The organism is Microbacterium sp. M1A1_1b, assembly GCF_053345565.1.
On sequence record NZ_JBKFAJ010000002.1, the window covers coordinates 52,560 to 64,788 of the forward strand.

A 12,229-nucleotide genomic window follows, 5' to 3' on the forward strand; every position below is an offset into this window, starting at 1 on the left:
CATGGTCCACCGTGGTCCCCTTCCGTCGTGCTCGCCCCGCTGCGAACTGCTACACAACGTAGCAGAACCGCGCGCACCCGGCCGGATCAGGACGACGAAGCCCCAGGCAGCTCAGAAGAGCAGGACGAACAGGACGAGCGAGCCGAGCAGGAGGGCAGGCACGAGGAATCGCTGCACGCTGCCGCGAGGTCGCACCGGCATGCAGAGCGCCGCGACGCGCACCTCGAGGACGCTCTCGGAACCGACGAGACCGGCAACAGAGACGGCCGTGCGGAGTCCGCCCACGCCGGTTTGCTGGATCGAGCCGAGCAGTGCCGACGCCACTGCACGGTCGCCGACGCTGCGCCGTGCGGCATCGTCGGCCCAGAGCTCCGTCGAGACGACGAGGTCCCGACGCATCGCGCGCGCGCCGGGGATCCACCACCACGCGCGCAGCGCGCACCCCACGGTCCACTTGAGCAACGGGTGGAGACGACGCTGGTGTGAGCGCTCGTGGGCGATGACCGCCGACGCGTGTGACTCGCCGAGCGCCGACTCAGTGATGTACACGCGTGGCACGAAGAGCCCGGCGACGCACGCGGTCAGACAGTCTTTCTCGGCAATGAGGCGCAGGTCTCCGCGTCGACCGGTGACGAGCCGAGCCAGTCGACACCGCGACACCATCACCTCGACGACGCCGATCGAGAACGACACGAGGACGGAGACGACGGGGACGACCGCGAACAGCGTGAGCACCAGTCCGATCGGTGATCGTTCCGCGCCGACTGGCGGTGCGAGCGCGATGCCCCAGGCGAGGGGTGCATGCCAGGGGAGGGCGTCCCGGAGCGGGGTGGACGGGTCGAACGGCACGAAGAGTGCCACGAGAGGCGCGACTGCGACCGCCGCGGTGACGAGTGACCGTGTGGCTGGTGCGACGCTGCCGGCGCTGCGGCGTGTCCAGACGAACCAGGCGACGCGGAGGGCCAGCGGTCCCCACAGCCCCAGCAGTACCTGCGGGTAGCCGATCACTCCGATGTCCATGTTCATCCCCCGACGAGCTCAGTGCCCCGTCTACTCCTCGTCCCGCCCGGCGATTGCTCGGAGCCGTGCCACGAGGTCGTCGAACTCCGGAGAGGTCGGATCGATCGCGTCCACGAAACTGCTCACTGCCACGCTGCCGAACCCGGCGAGGAGCTCGCGGCTCGTCCGCTCGGCTGCGTCACGGTTCATCTCGTCACGCGTCCGCGCTGCGTCGTACCGATAGGCACGGGACTCTTTGCGGCGCACGAGCAGCCCCTTCACCGTCATCCGCTCCATCACGGTCTTCACCGTCGTGTACGCCTGGCCTCCGTTCAGACGCTCTGCGCATTCAGCCACGGACGACTCCCCGCCCGCCCAGAGCGCTTCCAGGATCGCGAACTCGAGCGGCCCGAACTGACCCGCGAGTCCCTTCCGATCGGCTGACATGCGACTGAATGTAGCAAGAGCGGCTGGGCTTGGGGAGATCTCACATGGTCACTGAGCCCTCCTGTGACAGCCTGTCGGGCATCCCGTCGGAGCACTTGGAGACCGCAGAGATCCGGTAGTTGCCGGGGTACGCGTCGAAGCTGGCCGAGATGACCGGGCCGCCGCGGCCGCGGACCCCGGGTACTGGATCGGGGCCGCCGCTCTGGTACTCATCGACATCGACGCCGGCGTCCTTCCAGTGCACGCTCACGGCCTTGACGTCGCTCCGTGCGTCGGCGCCCGCGGTGTCCGCACGCTTGACGATGTAGACGAACATCGTCCCAGGAGCGCCCCCCGACTGCTCACAATCACGGACACCGGGCCCGCTGACGTGTTCCCAGGACCCTCCGGCTGCGGTCGAGGACTGCTCGACGAAGTCGATGACCGACTGCTTCGCTTCGGACGGTTGGATGGACGGCTCTTGCGGCCGACTGCTGCAGCCGGACACGAGGAGCGCCGCACAAACAACGGTCGCAAGCACGTTGATAGGGCGACCAACTGCCGCGGCAACGGACTTGTCAGCATCGTCGATGATCGAACGTCTCAGGTCAGAAGGTCGCACAGTGGGATCTCCAGATGGGTGGCTTGACGCGGAAGGAGCGATGCCCGCGGAGCCGAAGGCGAGGCGAGTTCGGCCGATCAGTTCTCGAGGCGGAGTTTGTCGGGCATCCCGTCGGAGCACTTGGAGACCGCGGACATCTGGTAGTTGCCGGGGTAGGCGTCGAAGCTGGCCGAGATGACCGGGCCGCCGCGACCGCGGACCCCGGGTACTGGATTGGGCCCGCCGCTCTGGTACTCCTCGACATCGACACCGGCGTCCTTCCAGTGCTTGCTGACGGCCTTGACGTCATTGCGTGCGTCCGCACCTGTGGTGTCCGCACGTTTCATCACGTAGACGAACATGGTGCCGGGGGCGCCACTTGCCTGGCTGCACTCTCGGATTCCGGGACCGCTGAGGTGGGCCCAGGTCCCCCCGGCCGATTTCGACGACTCTTGGACGAACTCGATCACGGACTGCTTCGCTTCTGACGGCTTCATGGTGGGCTCCTCAGAGTGGTTGCTGCAGCCGGACAGCACGAGAGCTGCGCAGCCGAGAGCCAGAGCGACCGCGACGGACCTGCCGTGTCGGACGTCCTTCATCATCACGGAACCCCCTGCATCTGTTCGAGCACGGTCTCTCCGTTCCGCTCCCGACGATCCCCCTGATGTACCCGGGACCAGCGTGCAGCATTTCAGCAGATCGCACAACTCCGCGATCGCACCGGGGGAGCACCGGCTGGCACCGCGCGTGCCGTGCCGACGTGGAGTGCGGCAGGGTGGAGGTGTGACCGACTCGACCCAGAACACGATCCACTTCCACCGCAAGCACCACCAGGCGATGCTGAGCGGCGAGAAGGTGTCCACCGTGCGCTGGAACGAGGCGGTCCCGGTCGGCCGAGCGAGGTTCGTCTTCGACGACGACCCGACAACGGGACCACTCGACGGAACCGTGCTGTCCGTCCGCCGCCACCGCCTGGACACCCTCACCGCCGAACAGGCGCACCAACCGGCCGGCACCGACATGGCGGTCTTCGCTCGCCAGCTGCGCGAGAACTACTACCCGGAGATGCCCGACGATGCGGTGGTCGAGGTCGCCGAGCTCGTCGTGGACACGCCCCCGATCGCAGCATCCGGTTCGACGGTCTTCCACCGCGAGTTCGGCGATCCCGCCGCCCCACCGCTGGTGCTGATCCACGGCCTGTACGGCGACTCCTCGTCTGTGGTGCCGGTGGCCGAGGCCCTGGCGCGGCAGTTCCGGGTCATCGCACCGGACATGCTCGGGCACGGCAGGTCGTCACGCCCCGAGCACTTCACGCTCGCGGACCAGGGCGCCGCGGTGAACGACCTCATCGCCGCCCTCGGGTACGACAGCGCGGCGGTCGTCGGGATCTCGATGGGGTCCTACGTCGCCGCGCAGGCCGCGATCCTCGACCCGGCACGGACGACGCACCTGGTGCTCGTCGTGTCGAAGGCCCACGGCACGACGTCCTCGGTCGCCGCGTACATCGCCCGCTGGGGGATCGACACCAGGTCCGTCGCGCCCGAGGAACTGCTGCAGCTGATCGGCGGTGCGCTGTGGTCGCCGGACACACCGCAGGAGCGGCGCGATGCGATCACGGGGACCCCGCCCGCGGGCCAGGTGATCCTGGACGACGCGGAACGCGCGGCCGTGGAACGGTCCCTCGCCGGGTTCGACCTGCGTCCCGACCTGCTCCGGATCACGGCACGGACCCTGGTGCTGTCCGGCAGGTCCGACGGGCTGAACCCGCCGGCGGCCGGGGAAGAGCTCGCCGCGCTCGTCCCGGACGCGACGTTCCGGGTCTACGAGCACTCCGGACACATGCTCACCGACGAAGAACCCGAGCGGTTCATCGCGGACGTCACCGCCTTCATCAGCTCGACGGCAACCGGAGCGCGGTAGACGCGACCACTGATCGGACAGGAGGCTCGGTGCCAGCTGGCACCGAGCCTCCCGTCCCAGGATGGGCGGCGTGAACCGATCGTCGACCGTCCCGCTCCGTGCCCCGAGTCACGTGTTCGTCGAGTCCTACCCGGATCTCGTGTACCAGCAGTTCCGCGACGGTGGTCTGCTGCCCGGCGGGCAGCAGCTACACCTCGACCTGCTCAAGCCGGTGTCCACCGAACCCACACCACTGGTGGTGTTCATCAAGGGCGGCGGGTTCCGCAACGTCCACCGAGCCCGGTACCTGCCCGCGTTGGTCGGGCTCGCACAGCGCGGGGTCGCCGTGGCCAGCGTCGAGTACCGGACGAGCAACCTCGCGCGGTTCCCCGCGCCGCTCGACGACGTCCGCCAGGCACTCCGTCACCTCCGCGCACACGCGATCGAGTTCAACATCGACCCGAGCGCCGTCGCACTGTGGGGCAACTCCGCCGGGGCGACCATCGCCACCATCGTCGGTGCCACCGCCGCCGCAGCGGAACGCATCAGCGCGGTCGCGAGTTGGTACGGCATGCACGACCCGACCATCACCCGCGCGTTCGACCAACCGACCTCACCGCTCCGGGCAGCGCTCGGGCCGGACACCGACCAGTGGTTCCGCCCGGGTGACCACATCACCCCCGGAGCGCCGCCGACCTTCCTGCTCCACAGCACCGCCGACCGCGTCGTGCCGGTCGAGCAGAGCCTGTCACTCGCCAGGACGCTCGAGGAGCAGGGTGTGGAACACGAGCTGATGCTCGTCGAGGGCGGGCAGCACAGCTTCGCTGAGATGAGCACTCGCACCGATGCACTCGAGCGGACGTTCACCTTCCTGCAGCGCCATCTGCAGCCAGGTCGCGGTGTGCCGGCCGCGTCAGACCAGCCGGCAGTCCACGGCGTGTGACGGTGTGCCGTCGGCCCCGATGGATCAGAACATCGGCCGGAGCGATCGGCGCGGTCCGGAGGAACTCGACCGCCTGTTCCGCGCGTGGGGTGGGAGAAGATCCCGCGCGTCGTGACGTACACGGTGTTGCGCGCGTAGGTCGACGGCACGTGCTCGGGCCGATCGGCGACGAGCACCTGCTACCAGGATGCGCGCCGACACGTGGCAGGCTGTCGACGTGCCCTCCCCGCAGACGCTGGATGAACCCGACCGCCGTCTCGTCGCCGGCTGGGCCGCGGACTGTGCCGAGCGCGTGCTCGCCGTGTTCGAGGCCGAGGCACCGGACGAGACCCGCGCTCGGGACGGTGTCGAGCGTGCCCGCCGGTTCGGTCGCGGCGATCTGGACGCGGCGAGCCAGATCCGTGACCGGCTCATCGCGGGCCGTGCCGCCCAGGCGGCGGCGTCCGCGGCAGGCAAGGCGGCCGCTCGGGCCGCGGGGCAGGCATCGGGAGTCGCACACATGGGCGCGCACGCGCTCGGCGCAGCTGCCTACGCGGCGCTGGCGGCTGAACTCGCCGCCCCCGGACGCGGTGGTCGCGAGGAGTCGGCCTGGCAGCTGGCGCACATGAGCGAGCCCGTGCAGGCAGCCCTCCGGCGACTCCCGCTGCTGGGCGAAGACCAGTCCGGGCCCCTCGGACCCGGGCTGCTGGCGTCGGGTGCGCTCGGCGCACACATCGAACGGATCCAGGCGGCGCTCGCGCAGCGTTGAGCTCTGCGACGCCGACCGGTCATCGTCCGCTCGCGGTTCGTCGGAGATGAGAGCCGCCCTGTCCGAAGTACGCTCGATCCGCTCGACGAGGAACGGGGTACGGCATCCATGGCAGAGCGGCGGAAGGACGTGCAGCGGGGACTCGTCGTGACACTGGCCTGTGTCGCGCTGTCGGGAGCACTCGCCGGGTGCAGTGTGTCGGGTTTGCCGCCGAAGTCGGCCGATCCGCTTGCCGTGACCAGGGTGTACCTCGCCGCGGCGAAGGCACAGCACTGTGACGTCACGAAGGCGTTGACGCTCGACCGGACCTGGGCGTGGTGCACCAACCCGACGCTGCGGTCGTACACGGTCGCTGACGACTCCGAGGTCGTCCCGTTCAACCCCGGTCACACCGAAGAGACCTGTGTCGCGACGACGGTGGTCAGCACGGCGACCGGTGAAGCCGAGAACATGAACGGTGAGCGCGACTGGGAGTTCTGCTTCACCCGGACCGCCGACGGGTGGCGTCTCACCGACCAGGGACAGGGCTGAGCGGGGTGGGGGGGGGCGTGATCGTCGGCGTCTTGGCGCTCGTACGGGAGGGCATACTCACGGTGTCCGCCGGGGCCGCCACGTCCCTGTGGGGATGGGGCCGATGGTGCCGCTGGCGTCGGTCAGCCGAGCAAGGTCAGCGCATGCCGTCTCGTCCGCGTGGTGCCTGTCCGACGGGAGGCGCGGTGCCAGCTCTCGCCGCGCCTCCTGTATCGAGGTGGATGCGGACGAGGAGTCGACGCTCACCGACCCGCACCGCTTGGTCGCACCGAGAGCGCGGCGGACACCACCGCGGTCAGAACGAGGGCAGCGAGGACCGCGGTGGCGAACCGCGTTCCGTCGAGCGCGATGATCGTGCCGGTCAGTGCTGCGCTCATGGCGATCCCCGCGGCCGAGGCCGAGTTGATCCACGTGAACCCCTGCGTCCGTTCCGAGACTGCGACTGAGGCCTGCACGATCTGTGATGACGTGGCCAGGAGCGGCGCGATCGCGGTCCCGCCGACCAACAGCATGATCGCCAGTCCGAGCAGCGTTGGTACCAGCACGCCGACGAGGACGGCTGCCACGAGCATGATCGTCGCGAACAACTGGACGATCTGTGGCCGCGGGGCGGACCGGAGCGCGCCGTAGACCAGCCCCGCGACGATGCTGGCGGCACTGGAGAGCGCGAGCACGGAACCCGTCAACGGTCGCAGTCCCTCCGAAGCGGCTGCCGCGGTGACCAGGAGCGGAACCGCCCCGAAGAAGCAGCCGAGCCCGAGGTTGACGCCGAGCGTGGACAGGAACGCCGGAGCGAGGAGGGACGTCCGGACCCGCTCCGGACCGTGGTCTCGAGCTCGCTGCGGAGCCGGAGCGGTTCGGCGCTGCAGGGAGAGGCTCAGGCAGCCGACCACGACGAGCGCGACGGCCGCGACGGACCCGGCCCAGGGGAGGACGAGCGTGCTGACGAGCGTCACGAGGACCGGGCCGGACAGGAACACGACGTCGTTGACGCTCGCCTCGAGCGAGAAGGCGATGCGGAGGGTCGCTCCGTCCGGGAGGAGCGCCGACCAGCGGGCCGCTGACAGCGCGCCGGGCTGCGGGATCGTCGCACCCGCCACCACGACGGCTGCGAGCGTGACCCCGACCGGGGTCCTCCCTGCCGTGGCGAGCGCCGCGACGATCGCGGTGCCGTGGACCAGGACGAGCGCCGGGACGGTCGCCGTCTGGCCCCATCGGTCGACCAGACGCGCGAGCTGCGGGCCCGCCGCGGCCTCGGCGACCGCGAACGCGCCGGTCGCGACCCCCGCGACGGCGAAGGAACCCGTTGCGTGCTGGAACGAGAACAGCAGTCCGAGCCCGGTCATCGCGACGCCGAGGCGCGCCAGGGCGGCTGGCAGGAAGAACGACGGCGCTCCCGGCAGGCTGAGGACGCGGCCGTACCGCGTAGCGGACGCCCGGATCGGCCCGAGGGCAGTGGACAGGAGCGTGTGTGCAATCGCCATGGACGATGCCTCCGGCGCGACGGGTGTGATCTGTCGGCAGACAAGTCGGCCTGGGCTTCGACGATCGCCACGACATCGCGGTACGCCGACATGATGCCTGACATCGCGGCGGAGGCGCAATCGGCGGGACCGTCGAACTCGACGATGGCCGATCGGCCGAGGAGCTTCGATCGAGCCGGACCGTCGTCGGTGCGCGCCACGGTCGGGACGCTACCAGCGCCCATGGGGGCGCCAGAGCCAGCGCAGCGCGTCGGGGAGGAGCACACCGCCGTGGTTCGGTGAGTGCCCGCCGTCGCCGAGGACCAACCGGAAGTCGTAGCCAGCGCGAGCGAGGGAAGCTGCGGTCTCCAGGCTCTCGGCGAACCAGTTCCCCTCGGGCTCGTTCCAGTGCAGGTCACGGTGTGCGGCATGGAGGACGATGCGGGTCTGCCGACGCGGTTCGCTGGCCAGCAGGGTCGGGAAGGGGTTGCCGTCGGGCATCTGCGCGAAGCTCGGGTTGAAGGCGATCACGCGCCCGATGCCGTCGGGCCGGCACCACGCGGCGGTCACGGCGGCGTTCCCACCGCTGCTGCCTCCGCAGATCCCGCGCATCATCGGGTCGTCGGAGACCGCGAAGCGGGTCTGGACGATCGGCAGGACTTCCTGCAGCAGGAAACCGGCGTAGGTGTCGTCGAACGCGTCGTACTCGGCGTTGCGGTGCTTCGTCGGCAGCCCGTCGACCTCGATGACGCCGGGGTCCACGAAGACGCCGATCATCTGCGGAACGTCACCTCGAGCGGCGAGGTTGTCAAGGACGACCCCACCACGCACGTCGCTGTCGGGGTCGAGGTACCACCAGCCGTCGTTGAAGAACATGACGGCACTCGGCTCATCGGCGCGATGCCCGGCGGTACGGTGCACCCACACGGTCCGCGTGGTGCCGGGGAACCGCTCGCTCGATCCGATGCTGATCCGCTCGACGGTGCCGGGCCGCACATCCGGGCGCACGGTGGAGTCCGCTCCGTACTCGTAGGTGACATCATCCTGCGACAGGGGCATCGAAGCGAACGGCAGCGGCATCGGCACGTTCGGATCGTACTGGGCTCGGCCGACGTCATCAGATGACGAGTCGTGACCACCTGACGGACAGGAGGCGCGGTGTCAGCTGGCACCGCGCCTCCCGTCCGGCGGTGGTGGCGACCACCGCCCCGCGTGATCGGAAGGTTCAGACCGTTCCGGAGCAGACTCAGGAGATGGCCGAGATCCTCGCACCGTTCCGAAGCCGTCGTGTGGTGCTCGTCGCGATCGCCGTGGCGCTGCTCACCCTGGGGGCGCTGCTGCTCTTCGCGCCGCGGGTGCACGAAGGTGCGCGATTGGTCAGCGCGGTGCTGCTGAGCTGCGCATTCGGCAGCATGGCCGCTGCAGCCGTGCTCTTCCTCCGTGTGAGTGGCATGCCGAAACCGGGGTCGGTCCTGGACGGTCTGGACACCGCACGTCGTCGCGACGTCGGCCGCGCCGTGATCCGGGGAGCAGACGTCCGCCTGTCGGAGTCGGAGGAACCGCACGCGGTGGCGTTCGCGAGGGCGTACCGGGACTGGCTGCCGCGTTGGACTGCACCGTACATCGCGCTGATGCTCGGTTTGTTCCTCGAGGCCCTCGCGCAACTGCGCACCTGGGACGGCGGGTTCATGTCGGTCCTCCTCGTCCTGGAGTTCGCGCTGGTGCTGTGCGCGGGTGTCGTGTTGGTGCCGCTCCAGGTCCGCCGCATCGCCAGGGCCGAACGGTTCCTCGCCGGTCGCCCTCCAGCCTGACGATTCGGTGGTGCCGCCTCAGCCTGGGTGCGGAGTCAGCGGTACCGTCGGCTCCGTGGCCGCAGATCCCGACTTCCTTGTTCCCCTCGACGTCGTCCCCGTGGGGCAGTCGCTGATCATCCCCGATGTGTTCCGGCCGGTGGCAGCGGTGATCGAAGACGACCGCGTGGCGCGCTGGCTGACCTGGCCCGACGCGGAGCTCCCAGAACGCGCGGTCGAGGAGGCCGAGGCCTGGCCGACTCCGCGTGGGGTGTGGATGGTCTACCGGTCCGATGGCATCGACGACCTGCAGCGGAGCGCCGTCTTCGTGTCACTCGACGGCGCGACTGGTGCCATCGACCTCGGTGATCGCCGGCCGCTCGGCGCCGACGACGACGGGCTGTGGGTCGGGGATCCGCGCGACCCGTCCGCCTGGGACCACCAGGACGAGGACGACGACGGGACCTTGGTGGAGGTCCGACCCGAGACACTCGAGTGGGCCGACGTCGAGCCGTTCTGGCCGGACCGAGCGACGTGGTCGGAACCCACAGAGGCGGCGACGGACGACGACGTCGACGGCGATCTCGACGAGGACTCCGCGGACGACGACGCCGATGCAGACTCCGTCGTGGCCACGCAGACGCAGTGGTTCATCGGCTTCAGCGACGACGACGACGATGCTCGGGCGCCCGAGCCCCGGACGCCGGCGTCGACCCCACCGACCGAGTTGTTCCGCATCTCGCCGAGCGGCGACCGCACCACGATCCAGGTCGACCACCTCGTCACCGCGGTCGAGGTCGTCGACGACGTCCTGGTGCTCGAGTTCCACCCCACCGGCCCGCGGAGCGTCGGTTGGGACGTCGTGTACGAGCCGCGGCAGGTGCGCGTCGGCATCGCCGCTGGTCTTCCCACCGAGGTCCGGACCGACGAGCTCCCCTCGACCCCGGTGACCCAGGACGAGAGTGAGTGGGAACGGGAGCTCGACGAGCGAGAGACGCGACGTGCGCCCTGGCTCGATTGGATCGACCTCGCCGGCGTGGACGGAACGCGGTGGCCGCTCTGGCATGCGGGCGAAGTCTCCGCAGACCGTGCGGTCGCGCGCCTGCGCCAGCAGTTCGAGGGAATGGCAGAGCCCCTCGTGATGTGGAGCAGGGGAATCGAACAACCGCAGCGCGTGCGGAGCGACTACCGCGATGTGCAGGTCACGATCGAGGGAGCATGGCCGGACACGGAGGTCGTGGTCACCTTCGAGCACACGGCGGTGCCGTTCCTCCGCCTGCGGCGGCGGTTCCGCGTGTTCGACGACGCAGGTCACCCGCGCGACTGGACCTACGTCACCGTCCACTTGGAAGAGGACGTCGCCACCGGCCACATCCCTCCGCGCAGCGAGGCGGTCGAGGGCGTGCTCGAGATCTGATCGAGCCGACGACGGGAGGCGCGGTGCCAGCTGGCACCGCGCCTCCCGTCCGGTGGTGGTGGCGACCAGAGCAGGCGACGCGGGCCGTCACGAGGAGTTCGGGTGTTCCGCCGCCCACATCGCGTCGAGCGCGGCCTGCAGCTGCTCGATCCCGACGTCGTGCCGATCGGCGTCATCGACGGCCCGCCGCAACGAGTCGAGCACCGCAGCAGGCAGCGCGCCGCTCCGTTCCGCGACCCGCGTACCGGATCCCAGCCGCGTCGCGACGAAGCCCTCGGCATCCAGGCGCTGGAACGCCTTCGCGACCGTGCCGGGGGAGACCGACATGTCGCGCGCCAGCTGCCGGACGGACGGCAGGCGTGTTCCGGGGGCCAGCAGCCCCACGGAGATCTGGCCGCGGATGAGGTCGGCGATCGCCTCGGCGCTGGACGGGAGCCCCGACGGCGGGGAGCCGGATCCGCTCACACGCGGGCCGGACGGGGGTCGTGTGCGACGGCGGCGGACGTGCGTCGCCGACGCCCGCGCAGGAGCTGCGCGACGAGCAGCGCGAGACCCAACCCGACCGAGCAGTGTGCCGCGACGTCGAGGACGGGTCCCGCAGCGGCGAACGACGTGCCGAACTCGATCGTCCCGATGTGCGTGCGCGGGATCGAGGTCCGCAGCTGCGACGCTCGCGCGACGAGTTCCCAGGCGGTTCCGATCGTGATCAGCAGTGCTGCCGTCGCGCTCCGGAGCACCGCCGTGGACAGGCCTCGGCGGATCAGGTCGTCGGCGACGCGGTCGTCGTGGAAGCGGGGGACCCGCGCGATGCGCTGCAGTCCGGTCAGTGCGACGACGGCGAGCACGAGCGCTGCCGTCAGGACCGGGACGCCGTAGTACCAGCCGAAGAACTCCGTGGACGCGGTGCCGTCGTCGCCCACGGGGATGGTGATGAACGCCCAGCGCCCCTCGCCGTCGTCCGACGACATGGCTCCGGCGGCGATCACCGTGACGGCGAGGACGGCGGACGCCACGGCGGCCACGAGGACCTCGCTGCGCGACGTGAAGGTCAGCGCGCCGCGGTGCCGCAGGTCGAGCACCGGCCGGGTGTCGGACGGGCGGACGACCGGGAGGTGCGCTGCGACGACGCACGCCACGATCCCCGCGGCGATCGGCAGCACGGTCGGCCACCACTGGAACGTACCGATCGACAGGAACGACAGGAGCGCCGCGACCAGCCACCCGGCCGCGGTGATCGCCGCTGCGACCCGACCACGCCGGGGGGTGGATCGGTCTGGAGCGCCGGCGTGCGCGTCTGTGACGGCATCACGACGGGCATCGGCGTGCGCGAGGACACCGCCCACGGTCAGACCGATGCCGACGGCGATCGGCAGACCGGACGTGACGAGCATGAACATGAACATCGAGTACCC

14 protein-coding genes are annotated in these 12,229 nt (G+C 70.3%); 6 read left to right on the top strand and 8 right to left on the bottom strand.

Annotated elements, in window-relative coordinates; genetic code table 11:
• Window positions 1-111: 111 nt before the first annotated feature.
• The 4 genes from ACLBWP_RS04845 to ACLBWP_RS04860 all read right to left on the bottom strand — a co-directional run bounded on the left by ACLBWP_RS04845 (window position 112) and on the right by ACLBWP_RS04860 (window position 2,523).
• Window positions 112-1,020, bottom strand: coding sequence for a M56 family metallopeptidase (locus ACLBWP_RS04845; protein ID WP_447654298.1), 909 nt, complete (start codon window positions 1,018-1,020; stop codon window positions 112-114).
• A 30-nt stretch (window positions 1,021-1,050) separates the two neighbouring features.
• Entirely contained in the window at window positions 1,051-1,446 is a 396-nt protein-coding gene (locus ACLBWP_RS04850; protein WP_447654299.1) for a BlaI/MecI/CopY family transcriptional regulator, read from the bottom strand.
• Between the two features lie 40 nt (window positions 1,447-1,486).
• On the bottom strand, window positions 1,487-1,762 hold the full coding sequence (locus ACLBWP_RS04855; RefSeq protein ID WP_447654300.1) for a hypothetical protein: 276 nt from the start codon (window positions 1,760-1,762) through the stop codon (window positions 1,487-1,489).
• Between the two features lie 362 nt (window positions 1,763-2,124).
• On the bottom strand, window positions 2,125-2,523 hold the full coding sequence (locus tag ACLBWP_RS04860) for a hypothetical protein (RefSeq protein WP_447654301.1): 399 nt from the start codon (window positions 2,521-2,523) through the stop codon (window positions 2,125-2,127).
• Window positions 2,524-2,809: 286 nt separating this feature from the next.
• On the opposite strand from ACLBWP_RS04860, the gene ACLBWP_RS04865 reads away from it, so the two are divergent.
• The 4 genes from ACLBWP_RS04865 (at window position 2,810) to ACLBWP_RS04880 (ending at window position 6,147) form a co-directional block, all read left to right on the top strand.
• Window positions 2,810-3,946, top strand: a complete 1,137-nt coding sequence (locus ACLBWP_RS04865) for an alpha/beta fold hydrolase (RefSeq protein ID WP_447654302.1) — start codon at window positions 2,810-2,812, stop codon at window positions 3,944-3,946.
• A 70-nt stretch (window positions 3,947-4,016) separates the two neighbouring features.
• Entirely contained in the window at window positions 4,017-4,868 is an 852-nt protein-coding gene (locus tag ACLBWP_RS04870) for an alpha/beta hydrolase (RefSeq protein ID WP_447654303.1), read from the top strand.
• Window positions 4,869-5,085: 217 nt separating this feature from the next.
• Complete coding sequence (locus ACLBWP_RS04875; RefSeq protein ID WP_447654304.1) at window positions 5,086-5,616, top strand: putative immunity protein; 531 nt, start codon at window positions 5,086-5,088, stop codon at window positions 5,614-5,616.
• Between the two features lie 234 nt (window positions 5,617-5,850).
• The gene (locus ACLBWP_RS04880; protein WP_447654305.1) at window positions 5,851-6,147 is read left to right on the top strand and encodes a hypothetical protein; all 297 of its coding nucleotides are present in this window, start codon (window positions 5,851-5,853) and stop codon (window positions 6,145-6,147) included.
• 242 nt (window positions 6,148-6,389) lie between these two features.
• Here the strand turns inward: ACLBWP_RS04880 and ACLBWP_RS04885 are convergent, their stop codons facing one another.
• Window positions 6,390-7,631, bottom strand: a complete 1,242-nt coding sequence (locus ACLBWP_RS04885; RefSeq protein ID WP_447654306.1) for an MFS transporter — start codon at window positions 7,629-7,631, stop codon at window positions 6,390-6,392.
• 210 nt (window positions 7,632-7,841) lie between these two features.
• Window positions 7,842-8,690, bottom strand: coding sequence for an alpha/beta hydrolase (locus ACLBWP_RS04890; RefSeq protein ID WP_243561431.1), 849 nt, complete (start codon window positions 8,688-8,690; stop codon window positions 7,842-7,844).
• A gap of 110 nt (window positions 8,691-8,800) precedes the next feature.
• Here ACLBWP_RS04890 and ACLBWP_RS04895 point away from each other — a divergent pair, with 110 nt between their 5' ends.
• Both ACLBWP_RS04895 and ACLBWP_RS04900 read left to right on the top strand, forming a co-directional pair.
• Window positions 8,801-9,421: a hypothetical protein gene (locus ACLBWP_RS04895; RefSeq protein ID WP_447654307.1), complete on the top strand. Its 621-nt coding sequence runs from the start codon at window positions 8,801-8,803 to the stop codon at window positions 9,419-9,421.
• A gap of 55 nt (window positions 9,422-9,476) precedes the next feature.
• The gene (locus ACLBWP_RS04900) at window positions 9,477-10,817 is read left to right on the top strand and encodes a hypothetical protein (RefSeq protein ID WP_447654308.1); all 1,341 of its coding nucleotides are present in this window, start codon (window positions 9,477-9,479) and stop codon (window positions 10,815-10,817) included.
• A gap of 87 nt (window positions 10,818-10,904) precedes the next feature.
• Here the strand turns inward: ACLBWP_RS04900 and ACLBWP_RS04905 are convergent, their stop codons facing one another.
• A complete protein-coding gene (locus ACLBWP_RS04905) occupies window positions 10,905-11,282 on the bottom strand; it encodes a GntR family transcriptional regulator (RefSeq protein ID WP_447654309.1) in 378 nt (125 codons plus the stop codon).
• Complete coding sequence (locus ACLBWP_RS04910; RefSeq protein WP_447654310.1) at window positions 11,279-12,220, bottom strand: hypothetical protein; 942 nt, start codon at window positions 12,218-12,220, stop codon at window positions 11,279-11,281. Before ACLBWP_RS04910 ends, ACLBWP_RS04905 begins: the two co-directional genes overlap by 4 nt.
• Between the last annotated feature and the right edge of the window lie 9 nt (window positions 12,221-12,229).